Here is an 18,245-nt window from a genome sequence, read left to right as displayed (position 1 = left end):
CTCCCCTCACCCCCAATCCTCATTGCCCTAACTGTATTACTTCTAATGCTTCCTAATGCCCTGAAAATACTACTTAAAATCGACCGAGATTTAGTAATTAGTGGTTTTTGTAAGTATGACACAAACTCCTTTCATCGAGCAAGCCAAGGGGAAAATTCAGCGATCGCGCCACAATTTAGGAACTGAATTCCTTACCGGTTTAGGACTTACGGAAAATATCTCTCAAACTCTGATTTCTCTGTGTTCTCTGCGCCTCTGCGGTTCGTTATTTCGTAACTTGTGCATAAGTCCTATGGTCTTTTAAGCTAATTACCATTTAAATTAAATCTTTGCGTTTGGAACCAAGCACGAAGAAACAAGCATTTAAATATTCTCTGTTGAGAGTAATATAAAGATCCCTAGATTACATAGGGGTAATTTTCTCATCAAGTAGATTTTCCAATGGATAAATATACAGCAACAGCATTGGCGATCGCAACCAAAGTGATATTGGTTGCTTTTATAGCGGTTCCTCTGCAACTGAGGTATAACTGGACTGGATATATTTTTAACTTTGAGGATGTACCTTATCTGATTAAGAACCGCTATGGATGATTTTCTATATTTTACCAAATCGATGGTGTTACACTTTGTCAGGGCACTGGCTCTATAACCACCATTCAATTTATCCATTTATTACTTGACTCGATCGGATGGTAATCTTAGGTTTTAAAAGACGAATTTGCGATTTATTGTCATTTTTTGAACTATAGACTCATTTAAACATGATGGTTATTTCTCAACTTCTATCAAGCTGTAATATGTATTGCTGCTATACCCTTGATGGAAAAAATGCTAAGATTGCCTTAGTCAACTAGTGTGTGTGCCCGATCACAACATTAATGTGTTTTACCTCACAGCTAATTTAAACAACTTAAATATTACCTTTAAGCAAACAATAGTCGCCGTTATGACTAGCATCATGTTATGCCACCTCGCTATTTAAAGATTTAATGTATAAATGGTTGTTAAATATATTTTTTTTGTTAAATATCATCTATTAGGTGACTTGTCAGAAAATTTACATTAAGAAACTACTAAAATATCTAAATTTAAGAACAGAAAGAGTGTAAGCTAATTATGTAAATATCATGTTTGTATGTAAATATGATGATGTTCGCAAGTCTCTTTTAGTCACTTGCATTTGTTACACTATAGGAGGTATAATACAAACGTTAAATAACTTGCTAGATGCTCCCTAAAAGATACTAAGCAGTGCTGGAAAAAGATCCATTCTGGAATCTCCAAGCAAACTCAAGCAATATTTGTTTAAGTGTAATTTAGCTTAATTGGTAAAATACTACTTAAACAAAATTACGATGTGCTTTTATAGCTTTATAGTTTTTATAGTCTTCTGTTTCTTGTAGCCTACTCAAAATCTTCTTTTGTTCCAGGTTGCACGAGCGGGATGAAGCTATCCCGGAGACTATCCCCTAGACTCGCCAAAGTACTAGGGAATATGCTGGGAGCTAATTGCACATTGTGTAAATTTCTGATTAACACTACAACGTTAGTCAGATTTGTAGTTGTGTTTTTTTTGCTGTCAGGCTTTGTTCACACAACTGCTAATGAATTACGTTTTCACATAATTTACGAATCAATGCAATTTCTAACTACAATTATGTCACACCATTTAAGTCAAGACAAGGCTGTTAAAAAGTTAGGAATGTTTGAAAACATTCTTTTAAAAATTCTTCCGAGTCAGGTGTTGTTCGAGAGCATGAAATAACTTTCAGCCATAACATTGTCCTGAACTAAAAAAAACTTCTGTTTGTGATTGAGGAATGAAATACTTTGCATAGCTCTTGCTGCATACAGCAAATTAGATTGCGAAAATAATTCCTCTTAACGATCGCTTACAACCACTGCTGATTGCAAAAATGAGCAATCCATATTTGTGCAGAGGCTGTCAATGCAGTTAGTCGCTTTTGAAGCTAAATGTCGTTAAACAAAGCTCTAGCTCGATATTCTAGCATTTACACTAGTTATTGCCACATCAATAACTCGCTGCAACAACTTCTTGTAGATTGCCCACTCAATAAAAATACCTTGTATGTAAAAGATAGATGCTTTGCTAGCATACTGTTTCTTTCTCAACTCTACTTTAATAAAGCTGAGAGTTTCCTCGGTGAAAATACGGGATTAAATAATATTTTTAATGAAGTTTTGAATTGGATTCCGACTGATAAGTAAATTTTTTTTGTGGAGATGAAAAAATGCCATCAGTGCTTTCTGAGCAACATCTGGGTGAAAGAATTTTGTACACCTTAGATACAAAACTCTCAGAAAAAGAATTAGAGGACTTCTTGGCAGAAATGGAGATTGTGGAGCCACCATCAGCAAAGCAATTCTGGGAATCTGCACAGGCGAATCCTGGTATATATATTATTCTTACAGGTAAAGTCCGACTATTAGATAGCTCTGAGAATTTAATTACTACCTTTGGTGCATGGTCTGTTTTTGGTGAATTGACCTTGTTTCCCGAAGCTAACTTTAGTCCTTATGTAGTTAGAGCTTCGACAAGCTTGAAACTTGGCTATTTCAGTCAAGAAGCATTGCAAAGGTTGATAGACAAGTATCCTAACATTCGCGATCGCTTATTTGCCCGTGCAGAACTTTGGGATTTGTTGTTGTTATGTCGCCAAGTATCACAATTCCCCCGCCATACATCACAAGTTTCAGGAATGCTCAAAGCCTTATCTTTGTTTGAGCGACACCAGTTAGAAACTGGCTCTGTAAGTCCACAAATATCCCAAGATTCACAGTTGTGGCTATTGTACAAAGGTCAACTGCGGCATTCTGAAGGCGATTTTTTGACACCAGGTACAATCTTTGCTCAACCAAAACAAGGAGATTGGCAAACAACGCAACCAACGATTGCTTACATTCTGAAAAACGACCAAATGCAAACAGCACTAGAATACTTCCCGGAGTTAGGGGAGTGGTCTTTTGGCATGAGTGTCAGCGAAACGGAATTGGAGACTGAGGACGCAACGACCGGCTCAGTGCGTCGCAGGGGATTAGGTACTAGAGAAAAAACTTTCCAATCTCCAAAATCTAAAATTATTCCTTTTCCCCAAAGAGAGAAGCCGTCACAACAACAGCCAACAAAAAAATCACGTTTTTACTTTCCCAGTCCGAAAGTACAAATGGGGCATTGGTGGAAGCGGATTACCAAAAGCTATCCCTTCTATGCCCAACAAAGTGCAGCTGATTGTGGTTCTGCTTGCTTGGTGATGATTGGTAACTATTGGGGCAAACATTTTAGTATCAATCGCCTACGGGATATGACCAATGTCACTCGCAACGGTGCATCCCTAAAAGCGATGGCAGCAACAGCAGAATACCTGGGTTTTGCCACCCGTCCAGTGAAAGCTACTCTTGATAAATTAGCAGAACAGCCTTTACCTGCAATTGCTCACTGGGAAGGTAAACACTTTATTGTTGTCTATGAAATCACTCCTAAGCGGGTGATTGTATGTGACCCGGCTCTTGGTCAACGGAGTCTGACAAAAGCTGAATTTCAAGCAGGTTGGACTGGTTATGCATTGTTACTGCAACCGACAGCTCTACTAAAAAGTGCTAAAGACGAAAGTAGAAGCTTCTGGAAATTTTTTGAGCTAGTCAAACCTCACTATCGAACACTGGTAGAAATTTTCATAGCTTCAATAGTCATTCAATTATTTGGGTTAGTAACGCCAGTATTTACCCAGTTGTTGCTCGACAGAGTACTTGTGCAACGCAGTGTTCCAACCTTAAACGCCATTGGTTTGGGAATGATTGTTTTTGGGTTGTTTGGTGTTGCTGTCAACGGTGTACGGCAATATCTCTTATTTCACACTGCTAACCGCATTAGTATCGCCTTACTCGTAGGCTTTATCAAACATACCTTCCGTTTACCCCTTGCTTATTTCGAGTCGCGTTTCGTTGGGGATATAATCTCGCGCATCCAAGAAAACCAGAAAATTCAGCACTTCCTTACTGGTCAGACACTCTCGATTGTATTGGATATGCTGACATTAGTGGTTTATCTGGCTTTGATGTTCTCCTATAGCTGGCGGATGGCATTATTCGTGCTGTGTACTGTACCGCCATTTTTTATCTTGGCGCTGGCCAGCACAAGTATTTTGCGCCGCATCTCCAGAGATATTTTTAATGCAGCTACCAAAGAACAAAGCTATCTCATAGAATCCCTAAGCGGAATTCGTACTGTCCGCTCATTAGCAATTGAACAGACAGTGCGTTGGCGTTGGGAGGAACTGCTAAATGATTTAATCAAAAAAGACTTTAATGCTCAAATAATTGACAATCGCTTGCAGATTATCAGTGGCGTCATCCACACCTTTGTAAATACTTCATTGCTGTGGTATGGAGCAACCCAGGTAATTAATAACGAACTAACTATTGGACAACTAGTTGCTTTCAATATGTTGGTGGGTAACGTCTTGAGTCCTTTCCAACGGCTAGCTTTGCTGTGGAATGAATTACAGGAAATCGTGATTTCTACCGAACGGATTAATGATGTATTGGAGGCGGAACCAGAAGAAGACTTAGCAATTAAACCCCGCAAATCGTTGGGTAAACTTCGCGGTAACATTTGTTTTCAAAATGTTACTTTTCGTTATCACTCAGAAAGCGACACTAACGTATTAGAAAATCTCAACTTTGAAATTCAGCCAGAACAGATGGTTGCAGTCGTAGGGCGCAGTGGTTCTGGAAAAACAACTCTCAGTAAATTAATTTTAGGTTTATACCCACCGACAGATGGCAAAATACTCATTGATGGTCACGATATCACCAGTGTATCTATGCGATCGCTCCGTTCCCAAATCGGCGTTGTAGACCAAGATACTTTCCTATTTGGTGGGACTGTTCGTGAAAACATTGCGATCGCTAATCCAAATGCTTCTTCAGAAGAAATTAGCCAAGCAGCAAAATATGCTGGAGCGGATGAATTTATTCAAAAACTACCCCTGGATTACGAATCCGAAATTGGTGAAAGCGGTGGTATGCTTTCTGGTGGACAGCGCCAACGCCTAGCTATTGCTCGTGCTTTGCTTGGAAATCCCCGGTTATTACTGTTTGATGAAGCCACTAGTCACCTAGATTCAGAATCAGAACGAATTATTCAAAACAACCTCAAAACAATTCTTAAAGGACGCACAAGTGTAATTATTGCCCACCGCCTCTCTACAGTCCGCAACGCGGACTTAATCCTGGTTTTAGATCAAGGTATTTTGGTAGAAAGCGGTACCCACGACGAATTAATCGCTAAAAAAGGTCATTATTACTACCTGAATCAACAACAGATGTCTCAAGTTAGTTGATGGGGCATTGGGCAGTCTTTTTCTTCTTTACGAGACTCTACACGAACAATTTTGAATTTTGAATTTTGAATTGATTTCTCCCTCACTCCCCATCTACTGTTATCGGAAATAAAACCATGCCACATCCCAACAGATCGTCCCCACTTCCCCCAGATGAGCAAGATGAATATCAAAGTTACAAACAGCAAGAGGAATCGGTATTTGACGAGCAAACAGAGGTAGAAAATGAAAGTCAAGATTTGTACTACGGTACAGAAAAACTACTCGATGCCTTACCTCGAATTTGGACTCGTGGTTTGTTATATACGCTCATCGGCTTTGCTGGTCTATTTTTGCCTTGGGCAACTCTTTCAAAAGTCGATGAAACTGGTAGCGCCAGAGGGCGTATAGAACCTAAAGGCGCAACTCAAAAATTAGACGCTCAAGCTGGTGGAAGTGTCAAAGCAGTTACGGTTAAAGAAGGAGATACAGTTAAAGCCGGCCAGGTTTTACTAGAACTGGATTCTGAGTTGCTGCAAACGGAACTGCAACAAGTCCAGAGCAAATTGCAAGGGCTACAAAATCGGCAATCCCAACTGGAAGTGCTGAAAAATCAACTCTTAATGTCAACGAGTCTTTTAGAACAACAAAATAAATCCCAAGAATTAGAAAAATTGGCTCAACTCAACCAGGTGCAGCAAAACTTGGATGCCAAACTGAGTAGCTATAACCTCCAAAAGTTAGAAAAAGAATCATCAGTTAAACAAGCAGAGCAGCAAATTTCCAGCAGTCGCGACGATCAAGAATCGGCTAAAAAACTTTTGGGTATAGATTCTAAGCAAGTTGAAACTTATAGCAAACTCGTTCAAAAAGGTGCAGTGGCTACAGCCCAAGTCGATCAACTCAAAAAACAAGAGGAAGAAAGCAAACGACTTTATAAAAAGTCTCTATCAGATATTAAACAAGCCGAATTGCGTTTAGCCCAAGAGCTAAATAATTATCAGGTAACTATCAAAACCTTAGAGTCTGATATCAAACAAGCAAAACTCCGACTGCAAGAAGAACAAAGTAGTTATAAAAGTGCCACGCAAGCCGGACAACTAGCTGTAATGAAAAATCAGGAGCAGCTAAAAGATTTACAGGCACAAATAACAGCAACGCAATCAGAAATCGCTCAGACAAAAAGCCAGCTTCTATCTACAAGATTGCAAATTCAGCAGCGCGTGGTGCGATCGCCGCTTAATGGGGTGATTTTTGAATTACCCACAACTAAACCAGGAGCAGTGGTACAAGTCGGTCAAAGGATTGCCCAAATTGCACCCGCAACAACAGACTTCGTACTCAGAGCCAATATGCCTAATCAGGATAGCGGTTTCTTGAAGGTAGGAATGCCAGTAAAAGTCAAGTTTGATGCCTATCCCTTCCAAGAGTATGGCATCGTGCCAGGAAAAGTTACTTGGATCTCGCCTGACTCAAAAGTTAGCCAAACACCCCAAGGCAACATCGAAACCTATGAATTAGAAATCACCTTAGACCAGCAGTATGTCCAAAATGGCAACAAACGTATTCCATTAGGTGCCGGTCAGACAGCAAATGCTGAAGTGATCATTCGTCAACGCCGAGTAATTGACTTTGTTCTAGATCCGTTCAAAAAACTGAAAAAGGGCGGTTTGGAGATGTAGTTAAAGATATCGCATCCAAATCAGGAAATAGGACAAGGGAGATTGGAGGAATAATTAATGCCGCGTGCTCACTTGCCCTGAGCGACTTGTGCCAAGCGTTGCGAAGTAAGCCGTTCGCCTAGCGTCTCGCAGAGAAGGGATACCCAATCCGCTTAATTATTGGAGATATAGTGTTATGCCCCACAATCTGACCATTTCTACCTCAGATATCATTCACAGTCTTAAACTCTCCTGTCAGATACCTGCTGTTGTGGAGGCGATCGCGTCGCAAAGTATTATTACCGAAGCAGCTCAAGCGGCAGGAATTACAGTCACGCCAGAAGAACTACAGCAAGAAGGAGATAACTTAAGGTTCGCCAAGAAGCTTGTCAAAGCTAAAGACACCTGGTCATGGCTAGAAAAACATCACCTCTCTGTGGATCAGTTTGAAGAATTAGCCTACAACAACATCCTTTCGCGGAAGTTAGCGAATCATCTATTTTCCGATCAACTGCAAAAGCACTTTTACGAACATCAGCTAGATTATATCGCCGCCGTTACCTACGAAGTTGTCTTCGAGGATCGAGACTTGGCTTTAGAGCTTTTTTATGCTCTAGAAGAAGGTGAAATCAGTTTTCCAGATATTGCTCGTCTATATATCTCAGAACCAGAAGCTCGTCGTGCTTATGGATACAAAGGACTCCGATACCGCAAAGATTTTCGTCCAGAGATTGCAGCCGCCGTATTTGCTGCTGCACCACCAGAAGCTCTCAAACCGATAACGACTCCCAAGGGAGTGTATTTAATTTGGGTGGAAGAAATCATTCAACCCCAATTAGATGAACAGTTGCGCCAAAAAATCATTACAGAATCATTTTCTGATTGGTTAAAGCAACAAATTACCACGATGAAAATAGTTACTCAAATAGACTCAGACGGCTCACAAGAGGAATTAATAGATATGTTATACACCAAGACTAAATAATTTCATAATTTTCAAATGTTTTTGTCGCAAAGTATCTACCTAAGTTATGGGAGATTCGTTGAAGCTTCAAAAATGTTGCAGATACAGATTTTATATACTTAAAACTTAATATTTTTTCCTTTTTAGTGTTTTGTGAATATATCTACAAAGTGCTGTATTTGCGTTATTTCAAAGTTAAATTCAATCGCTATAACTCTTGCTAGGCAGTAATTATTTCATTTCTGCTCAAATTTGTTATGCAGTTTTTTCTAACTTCAAATAGGACTATATATAATGATTTTTCAACACAAATACATTAGTTTTTTTAATCAAAAATTCCTCAAAAAAGCATTGACTTTTTTGAGGAATAAAGTATATTAGATGTATAGCCAAACAAAACAAGTTGGTTAGACCAAATATTCCCAACAACAGTTACAAATTTTAGGAGAACTCAAATGATTATTTCTGATCTTAACTACTTGGAAAATACCACTGAAGAAATTATTGGTGGTACTAAGGGTAAGGTAATCGTCATTGTTGTGCCCAAGCCCAAGCCCCCCAAATTCAACAGCGTTGCACAAGCTGATGCAGATGCTTCAGCAAGTGGCGGCCTCAACAACGTAGCTGTAACCTTTACTAACGCCACCGTTACTCCTAATAGCGCTACTGCTTCGTCATCAAGCTATGCTTCTACTTCTAACTAACAAGTAGTAATAATTAAACTCTACTTACAAAAAGTATTAACTTCTGCAAGTAGAGTTAGGCTCGAAAGCTTAGTATATTGATAAATGCCGAAGGCTCTTTGCTCATTTGAGCCTTCGGCTTTTACCAAAAATACACCCTTTGGTCTTAAAAAAATGTTTTTGCAATAAAGTTTTACAACTTAGAACATTTAATCCTCAACCCAATTACAGCCTGTGTTATTTACCCGCCCTGAATTAAAACTCTGGGCTAATAGTCATAAGAGAAAGATTTTACCGTAGCCTTAAGCTTCTCTTAGACCCCCGAAAGGTAGAGAAGAGTAAAATTTCTGTTAATTAAGTTTAAGAAGTAACCAAGCAGACATGATATCAATCGATATCAGTTATAAGTTTCAAAAGCTTGAGTTCCTTGCAGATATAGCAATCTGATTTGATTTCTGAATTAATCTTAGGGACTAGGGACTGGGGACTGGGAAGAAGGAATAAAGCTGTACTGAGTTTTTTTCACGCAATAAAATATGAGTCCTATATAGGAACAAAAGACATTTTAAATAAAAAAGATTGTATTTATAGCCCATAAAAGCCCATAAATGAAAGGATATAAGCTCCTAAATCTATGAATGGGGATTGTTAATTTTGAATTTGGAGCAAAGCGACGTGACGACAATTCCTGATGCTCTCCAACTCGCAAGTCAATATTATCAAAGTAAGCGCTTCACCCAAGCCGAAGAGATTTATCGTCAAATTATAGACTTAGATTCCCAGCAGTCAGAAGCATTATATGGATTAGGTCTGCTGGCGCAGCAACGGGAACAATATCAAAATGCAGAACAATTTTTTCAAGCAGCCCTGCAATTACAACCTGAAGCAGGGGCAATATATAACAGTTTGGGGTTTAGTCTGCAACAACAGGGTAAGCTAGAAGAAGCGATCGCCTGTTATGAAAAAGCACTCTTAATTCTCCCAGACAGCATAGAAGTACAAATTAATATCAAAAATATTCTTCACATTCAAGGTAAGCTGTCACCAGAAGAACAAGCCCACTATGCAGAGTTGAACGAGCAGTTTGCTTTAGGTAAGCAAAAGGCAGGCGATTTCAAGATAGCAGAATTATATTATCGCCAAGCTATTGCATTGCAGCCAGATTTGGTATCATCTCATACTAATTTAGGAGAAGTACTCCAAAAACAAGGGCGATTCAATGATGCCATCGATTCTTACCAACAAGCACTGAAAATTAAACCAGACTATCATTACGCCTATCACAACTTAGGGTATCTTTTCCAGGAAAAAGGAAAATTTGCAGAAGCAATAGAAGCTTATGAAAAAACTTTAAGTATTCAACCTAATTTTGCAATCACCTATAACAACTTAGGAAATATTTTCAGGGCGCAAAATAAATTTGATGCTGCCATAGAATCCTATCAAAAAGCGATTAAAATTCGACCTGATGTTGATTATATATATTCCAACTTGGGAACAGCATTGAGAGATGATAACCAAATAGAAGCAGCAGTCCAGGCATTTGAGCAAGCCGTAAAAGTGAACCCAAACTATAATATGGCTAAATTTGGTGCTTGTATGAGCCAACTACCAGTTATCTATTCTAATGTTGATGAAATTGCATTCAGACGAAATCAGTATCAACAGTATTTGCAAGATTTAGCTAAATATTATGAATTAACTAATCGGGAAGGACGGGCAAAAGCATCGGAAGCTGTGGGAGCATTTCAACCTTTTTATTTGACATATCAAGGTTTAAATGACCGAGATTTACAGCGAACTTATGGAGAAATGATTTTCCAAATTATGTCGAGTCGTTATCCCCAAGATTGCCAGCCGCTTGCTCTGCCAAATTTAGATAAAAATCAAAAGGTTCGTATTGGGATCGTTTCTGGGTTTTTATCTAGTCATTCTAATTGGAAAATCCCGATTAAAGGTTGGGTAGAAAATATAGATAGAAGTGAGTTTGAATTATTTGGTTATTATACTGGAGACAAAAAAGATTACTCAACAATGAGTGCCACCAAAACTTTTGATAAATTTGTTCAAGGTGTTCGCTCAACTGAACAATGGTGTGAGGTAATTACAAAAGATCGATTACATATCCTGATTTTCCCAGAATTTGGGATGGACCCAATGGCGCTCAAACTGGGTTGTCTGAGATTAGCGCCAATTCAAATGACATCTTGGGGACACCCTGAGACTAGTGGACTGCCAACAATTGACTATTACTTGAGCAGTGACTTAATGGAACCCGAAAATGCTCAAGAACATTATACAGAAAAATTAGTTAGATTACCCAATCTATCTATTCATTATATGCCTTTAGCAATTCCACCCGAAGAAATTAAGAAACCAGATATAGGTTTAAAAGAGGATGATATTTTCTTCTGGTGTTGTCAATCATTATATAAATATTTGCCTAATCATGATGATGTTTTTCCTTCTATTGCTAAAGAACTAGGAAATTCTAAGTTTGTGTTTATTAAAAGCAAAAGTGAAGAAATAACAGAAAAATTTCGCCAGCGCTTAAATCATGCTTTTGCAGAATTAGGATTAGATTATCAAAATCACTGTTTGTTTTTGTCTTTCCTTAATGACAGGAAGTTTGCTGGAACTACAGCTATAGCAAATGTCTTCTTAGATAGTATTGGTTGGTCTGGATGTAACTCCACGCTCGAATCTATTGCTCATAATATTCCGGTCGTAACTTTACCTGGAGAACTGATGCGATCGCGCCATTCTCTAGCAATTTTACAGATGATGGGTATCGAAGAGACGATCGCTTCAAATAAATCAGAATATGTCCAAATCGCCATCCGTCTGGGGAAAGATGCTAAATATCGGCAATATATTTCTCAGCAAGTTGCAGAAAATAAACATAAATTATATGGCGATTTAAAGCCAGTCAGAGCGCTGGAAGATTTTATTTTGCAGCTGGTTAATAAACCAAGACAATTTAATGCTAAAGAAGTTGCTGAACTGTTTCAACTTGCACTTCAGGAGCATCGAGCTAATCGCCTAGATACAGCCGAACAGCTATATCGTCAAGCGATCGAAAAACAACCAGACTATTCAGAAGCATTATACAATTTAGGGATGCTGCTACAGCACAAAGGTGAATTGCAGGAAGCTCAGAAGCATTTGAGTGCAGCTTCGCAAGTTCAGCCTAACTCCGTGAAAATTTGGTTTAGTTTAGGCAATTTGCTGCAAGGCCAAGGACAGTTACCAGAAGCTGAAGCAGCTTACCGAAAAGCTATTGCTTTGCGACCAGATGCAGGGACAATATACAACAATTTGGGCTACACCTTGCAACAACAAGAGAAGTGGGAGGATGCGATCGCATCTTATGAAAAAGCTCTGGAATTTCAGCCCAACTGCATAGAAGCAGAAATCAATTTAGCAAATGCGCTGTTTGCTCAAGGGAAGCTTTCACCAGAGAAACAAGCCTATTATGCAGAATTGAATTATCAGATGGGCTTTGCCCACCAAGAAGGAGCTGATTGGCAAACTGCTGTTGTTTACTATCGAACTGCGATCGCAATACAGCCTGATTTGGTAGAAGCCCATTATAACTTGGGGGTGGCACTGCAAGAACAAGGGGAGCTAGAAGAAGCGATCGCTTGCTATCAAAAAGCTTTAGAGTTCAATCCCCAACACCAGGAGGCCAATATCAAATTAGGAGAGATTTACCAAAACCAGCAACAACAAGTTACACAAGTGGACTCACTAAAAGTTTCTCGCTAAACGGGTTAGTTGACGCGATCGTCAATTAACATCAATCTAAACTTCAACTTTCAAATTAAGGGGGTAAAATTTATGTCATTAACAATTTTCGAGAAAGTTAAAGAGTTCATAGTCAGATTAGTTAAAGAGGAGGCTTTTTACACTCAATTGATGAGTGATAAGGTTGAGGAAGTGATAAAAGTCATGGAAGAAGGTGGCTATAATTTTTCTCAAGAAGAATTTGAAACAGCCTCAATTAAAATCTTGGAGTTAAAAGAACTAGGCCAGTTTGACGACCTTAGTGAAGACGAATTACTAGGAGCCTTTGGCGGGCTTACAAACAATAAGGATTCAGTCCTTCAGCCATTGTATGGTGTTGTAGTCTCACCTCCCGAAGAAGGTGGAAAACCACCAGTTAAAAAATGTAAATGGATTCCTAAACCAAATCCAAAGCCATGGCCACTTCCCATAGGAAAAATTCCACCTGTACAACCGTTATATGGAGCAGTTCTTAGTTCAACAGAAGTACAATAACCCGATAAAGCGATGAAGAAATAGAATTCGTTCGTTTATTTCGAGGGTTGAGATTGAGAGTTAACCTATGACATATCAGCGCAAAAGCTACGCAGTTTGGGAAATTACCTTGAAGTGCAATCTAGCATGTAGTCACTGTGGTTCCCGTGCAGGACATGAGCGCGCCAAAGAACTTTCCCCAGAAGAAGCTTTGGATCTCGTCAAGCAGATGGCAGAAGTTGGAATTAAAGAAGTTACTCTCATTGGTGGTGAAGCATTTCTGCGTCCAGACTGGCTGGAAATTGCCAAAGCTATCAACGAGGCGGGAATGTTATGTGGTATGACTACAGGCGGTTATGGCATTTCCTTAGAAACCGCCCAAAAAATGAAGTCAGCGGGAATTCGTACCGTCTCTGTTTCTATTGATGGCTTGGAAGCAACTCATGACCGCCTGCGGGGAAAGAAAGGCTCTTGGAAATATGCATTTAAGACCATGAGTCATCTGCGAGAAGTAGGTATTCCTTTTGGTTGCAACACCCAAATTAATCGCCTCTCAGCGCCAGAGTTTCCGTGCATCTATGAGTGCATTCGTGATGCAGGTGCGCGTGCTTGGCAAGTTCAGCTAACTGTACCAATGGGAAATGCAGCCGATAACGCAGATATCCTCCTCCAACCCCATGAACTGCTAGATATATACCCCATGCTTGCGCGTGTGGCGCGTCGTGCTTACCAAGAAGGCGTGCAACTTCAGGCGGGAAATAACATTGGTTACTACGGCCCTTATGAACGACTGTTGCGGGGACGGGGAAAGGAGGATGACTTCTCATTTTGGCAAGGTTGCGGTGCAGGACTTTCCACTTTGGGAATTGAAGCTGACGGAGCGATTAAAGGTTGTCCCTCACTGCCGACTACTGCCTATACAGGTGGTAACATTCGAGAACATACCTTGCATGATATTATCGAGGGTGCAGAAGAACTACGCTTCAATCTAGGAGCAGGCACACCTGAAGGCACAAAACACCTATGGGGTTTCTGTAAAACCTGCGAATATGCTGAACTTTGTCGTGGGGGTTGCAGTTGGACTGCCCATGTTTTCTTTAATAAGAGAGGTAATAATCCTTACTGTCATCATCGCGCTCTTGTTCATGCCAAACAAGGTATGAGAGAGCGTGTAGTTCCCAAAGTAAAGGCGCAAGGATTGCCATTTGATAATGGCGAATTTGAGCTAATTGTCGAGCCTAGAGATACTTTATTGCCAGCAAACGACCGATTACACTTTACTGCTGACAGCATTCAGTGGTCGGAAAGTTGGCAAAAAGAACCCGATCATTATTACTCTCTCGTGAGATAATAAATTATGGCAGAAAATTCCGAAATTAACACAATTTCAGAGGAAAAAACTGACCTTGAGTCATCACCATCTCAAGAATTAGAGAAAATCCCACTACTTCCACGTTCCGCTTGGAATAGTCAACTAACCTATTTCAAAGTACTGTTAAAAGCGAAGCAAATCCTGGATAAAAGCTAACAGGTTTATTAGGGATATCAAGAGATTTAGCTCGTAAATTAGGAGAGAATTACTCCCCAAATATTTACGCGCAAATTTGTTAACTCACAAAATCAACACAGTTTTTTTATGGCATCAAGAGTAAGTCTAACACTGACAGTTCCAAAGTTACTTTCTTTTAATGGTAGAACTAATCTCAACAATAGACCCGATCCCAAGCCCGATCCTAGTCCTAATTTTGTTACCGCTGAAGGGGATGCTACTTTTTCTAACTATAGTGAAAGTGCTGCAAGCATTTTAACTACTACTCAGGCAGATACCTTAGTTAAAGGTGGTATAACTGCTGCAATTGCTGAGGCTCAAGCAAGTTTTGATCCAACTTTTTCATCACTTTTCACTAAGGCTGCTGTAGTTGGATTAAGTGGTCAATTTGAAGGTACTTCCAACAGCGAAGCAAAAGTACTTGCTAGTTTTGCGGTTGGTCGTAATGACAGCTTCTCTTTTGATTTTTCAGCAAATTTAAAATTGGCAGCTAAAGAAATTGAAAATCCTGACGTTGAATATAACAAGGGCCAGTCGACAACAACTTTTTTGGTATTAGATACCACAAATCCTAATCGGGCCAGAGTTTTAGATTATTTTGGCATCCAAGGTAAATTAGTCTCCTCCGACCAAATCGGGGATCTAACATTTGGTCGTAGTCGCAATGTCACAATCGAGAGTCGTGACAAAGATGATGATATTGATGGCGACAATGGTACTGATTTCCTCAATGGTAGTGCTGTTGGTACTTATGAACGGAATTTTAATCGTAATACCAACTTAACTATAGTTAAAATTAATACTACTTCTGTTGAATTGGCAGGAGACACTTTAATCGGCAACCTGGGTAGAGATGTTATCTACGGCACGATTCGCAAGGATAATCTGACGGGAACCAACGGGGCAGACAAACTTTATGCTAGCTTAGGGGATGATAAGCTATCTGGAAAAAGAGGTAATGATAACCTCGACGCCGGCCAAGGTAATGATTCGCTAGATGGTGCCGAAGGCGATGATACACTCTATGGCGGTAAAGGCAATGATACACTCTATGGTGGTAGTGGTAATGATGTCTTAATTGGTGGCGAAGGTAATGACACATTTACTTTCAAACGTAGCGATTCTTTGTTGAAAAAAGATTTTGATGTCATTCAAGATTTTCAGGTTGGTGTTGACAAGCTTGTATTAGATGGCTGGGGAAGTCGAGGTAACATCACAGATACCAGCGATGGCGCTCTTCTCACCTTAAATTCTTTGTCTCTCGGTAATACTTTGTCTATTGGTAACACTTTGTCTATCGGTAATAATCCTCAACAAAGCATACTATTTTCAAACGTGAGTGCAAGCGATATCAGTTCGATAATATAATTTGCTTCAGGTTAATTGCTTGTTTCATTTCCTAACAGACTCTGACTTACAAGCATCTCAGTCAAAACAATCGGGTGCCTAAAAAAAATCTGATTGTACAATAAAATTTCGATACCTTTTCTGGGAGAGGTTTTGCCAACAGCAAACACTATGGTGTACGCACTGAAATTACTTGACTTGGTAATGTTCGATCGCTAGCTTCAGGCTTATTTCTCGTCCATACTGTTGACAAAATCTCTCCCTTATTTTAATTAAATAGCCTTGCTTGATTAACAGGCAAAAATAGGGAAAATATTTTATTAATAGTTATCACTTATCTTCTGAAATTATAGTAATCTATAACAATATAATATCAAATTCAAATATAGTTATAGATACTACAGAGTTATGAATGCTACAAATATTTCAGCATCTAGAGTTAAATCTTTTATTCAAATTGCGATACAAAAGCATCAGTCAGGTGACAAGGATGAAGCTGAATCGCTAAATCAAACAGAAGTAGCTGAAATCCTTGAACTAGCAGTTCAACAGCAACGAGATAATAGTTTATTGGAGGCAGAGCTGCTGTATAGTCAAGTTCTGGAAAAACAGCCCGATAACCATGAAGCTTTATATGGTTTAGGGATGTTAGCACAGCAGATGGGGCAACTCAAAACTGCTGAACAGTGGCTAAGTGCGGCTTCACAAATTCAACCAAATTCTGTTAAAACTTGGTTCAGTTTAGGTAATTTGCATTTAGTTCAAGAACAGTTTTCCGAAGCAGAGAAAGCTTATCGGGAAGCTTTAGTTTTATTACCTAATTCATTACCAATTTACAACAACTTGGGCTATACTCTGCAACAACAAGGATTATTTGAAGAAGCAATTAACTATTATCAAAAAGCTCTAGAGTTAAAGCCAGACTTTATCGAAGCAGAGACTAATTTGGGTAATGCGTTACACGCTCAAGGTAAGCTCTCGATCAATCAAAAAATATACTATGCACAATTAAATAATCAATTGGGTGTTGCACGCAAAAAAGCAGGGGATTTGAAAAATGCTGTTACTTGTTACAAGCAAGCGATCGCACTACAACCAAATTTGTTAGAAGCCCATTATAACTTGGCTTTGGCGCTGCAAGAACAAGGAGAATTAGAAGAGGCGATCGCATCCTACCAAAAACTCTTAGAACTTCATCCCAAGGATGGAGAAGTATACCTCAATTTAGGCAAAATTTACCAACAACTCAACCAATGTCAGAAAGCTGTTTCTGCCTATCGACAAGGATTAAAACTAATTAATCCTCACTATGCCAAAGCATTAGTATCTAGTGAGGATGCTGAAATTCCTCAACAAGTACCAGTCACGCCCTCAATTCCCCAAAGGGAGGTAATTGTAGGGGAATACAGCTTTCCGACTATTCCAACCGTAGCAAATACAGGTAAGCGTCCTTTCTGGAGTGTGGTGGTAACTGTATATAACCGCATAGATTATCTACTCGAATGCCTTGTTAGTGTATTGACCCAATGGCAAGGAGAAGAGCAGATGGAAATCATCGTCATGGACGATGCCAGTACAACGCCAGTATTTGAACTGGTGAATAGTATCGGACAAGGCATAATCAACTACTATCGCAATCCGCAAAATCTCGGTTTGCCAGGAAATTGGAATGCCGGAGTTGCTCTAACTCGCGGTCATTGGATTCATTTACTGCACGACGATGATTATATTCTCCCAGGTTTTTATTCTCGGCTACAAGAAAGTCTAGAAGGGTGTTCGGATTCTATAGGAGCCGCTTTTACAGGTTATGAAAATATTAACGAGAAAGGGGAAGTAATTTTCAGCCAACAAGTCTATGGAGAGCAGCGAGGAATTGCCCAAAATTGGTTGCAAATTATTGGAGTTAGTAACTCATTGAATATGCCTGCGGTAGTGATTCGTCGAGAAGCACACGAACAATTGGGCGTATATCATCCTGAACTGACCTATACAAGCGATTGGGAAGTTTATAAACGCATTGCCTCTGTTTATGATTGGTGGTATGAACCAGAAATTTTAGCTCGTTACCGCGAACATGCTAACAATGTCACCAGCCAACTGTTACTCTCTGGGAAACAGATGATATCCATCCGCCGTGCAATTGAAATTTCAAAGAGTTATTTTCCTATTGAATACTCGGCACAAATTACCGCCCAATCTCGGAGTCATTATTTTCTTTATTGTCTAGAATCGCTGATAATTCCCCTACAGACTGGGAATATGGCTGGAGTTTGGCAAGGGTTAGAAGAAGCTTTAAAAATAGATCGTAGTTCGGAAGCAGTGGCAAAGTTATTCCGATGGTTAACACAAGAAAAAGCAGCTCCTCTGCGTGAAGAAATTGCCTCAAGATTTATCTCACTTCCTTTATAAAGACTTGTTTAGGAAAAAGCAAAAATT

12 protein-coding genes are annotated in these 18,245 nt (G+C 39.5%); all 12 read left to right on the top strand.

Annotated elements, in window-relative coordinates; translation table 11 throughout:
* The first annotated feature begins 115 nt into the window (after positions 1–115).
* On the top strand, positions 116–304 hold the full coding sequence (locus tag RM049_RS04165; RefSeq protein WP_322703271.1) for a hypothetical protein: 189 nt from the start codon (positions 116–118) through the stop codon (positions 302–304).
* 137 nt (positions 305–441) lie between these two features.
* Entirely contained in the window at positions 442–594 is a 153-nt protein-coding gene (locus RM049_RS04160; RefSeq protein ID WP_322669999.1) for a hypothetical protein, read from the top strand.
* Positions 595–2,255: 1,661 nt separating this feature from the next.
* Entirely contained in the window at positions 2,256–5,366 is a 3,111-nt protein-coding gene (locus RM049_RS04155) for a peptidase domain-containing ABC transporter (RefSeq protein WP_322703270.1), read from the top strand.
* Positions 5,367–5,482: 116 nt separating this feature from the next.
* A complete protein-coding gene (locus RM049_RS04150) occupies positions 5,483–7,027 on the top strand; it encodes an HlyD family efflux transporter periplasmic adaptor subunit (protein ID WP_322703269.1) in 1,545 nt (514 codons plus the stop codon).
* 175 nt (positions 7,028–7,202) lie between these two features.
* Positions 7,203–7,991, top strand: a complete 789-nt coding sequence (locus RM049_RS04145; RefSeq protein WP_322703268.1) for a peptidylprolyl isomerase — start codon at positions 7,203–7,205, stop codon at positions 7,989–7,991.
* Positions 7,992–8,425: 434 nt separating this feature from the next.
* Positions 8,426–8,674 (top strand): hypothetical protein, encoded by a 249-nt coding sequence (locus RM049_RS04140; RefSeq protein WP_322689495.1) that lies wholly within the window; start codon positions 8,426–8,428, stop codon positions 8,672–8,674.
* Between the two features lie 654 nt (positions 8,675–9,328).
* Positions 9,329–12,421, top strand: a complete 3,093-nt coding sequence (locus tag RM049_RS04135) for a tetratricopeptide repeat protein (RefSeq protein ID WP_322703267.1) — start codon at positions 9,329–9,331, stop codon at positions 12,419–12,421.
* A 72-nt stretch (positions 12,422–12,493) separates the two neighbouring features.
* On the top strand, positions 12,494–12,934 hold the full coding sequence (locus RM049_RS04130; RefSeq protein WP_322689497.1) for a Nif11-like leader peptide family natural product precursor: 441 nt from the start codon (positions 12,494–12,496) through the stop codon (positions 12,932–12,934).
* A 67-nt stretch (positions 12,935–13,001) separates the two neighbouring features.
* Complete coding sequence (locus RM049_RS04125; protein ID WP_322703266.1) at positions 13,002–14,264, top strand: nif11-class peptide radical SAM maturase 3; 1,263 nt, start codon at positions 13,002–13,004, stop codon at positions 14,262–14,264.
* Positions 14,265–14,270: 6 nt separating this feature from the next.
* Complete coding sequence (locus RM049_RS04120; RefSeq protein WP_322703265.1) at positions 14,271–14,441, top strand: hypothetical protein; 171 nt, start codon at positions 14,271–14,273, stop codon at positions 14,439–14,441.
* Positions 14,442–14,549: 108 nt separating this feature from the next.
* Entirely contained in the window at positions 14,550–15,830 is a 1,281-nt protein-coding gene (locus RM049_RS04115) for a calcium-binding protein (protein WP_322703264.1), read from the top strand.
* 387 nt (positions 15,831–16,217) lie between these two features.
* Positions 16,218–18,218 (top strand): tetratricopeptide repeat protein, encoded by a 2,001-nt coding sequence (locus RM049_RS04110; RefSeq protein ID WP_322703263.1) that lies wholly within the window; start codon positions 16,218–16,220, stop codon positions 18,216–18,218.
* Positions 18,219–18,245 lie beyond the last annotated feature (27 nt).

Origin of the sequence: Nostoc sp. DedQUE04, from assembly GCF_034530995.1 — a bacterium.
In the GTDB taxonomy this organism is placed as follows: Bacteria; Cyanobacteriota; Cyanobacteriia; order Cyanobacteriales; family Nostocaceae; genus Nostoc.
This window is presented reverse-complemented; position numbering and strand designations above follow the sequence as displayed.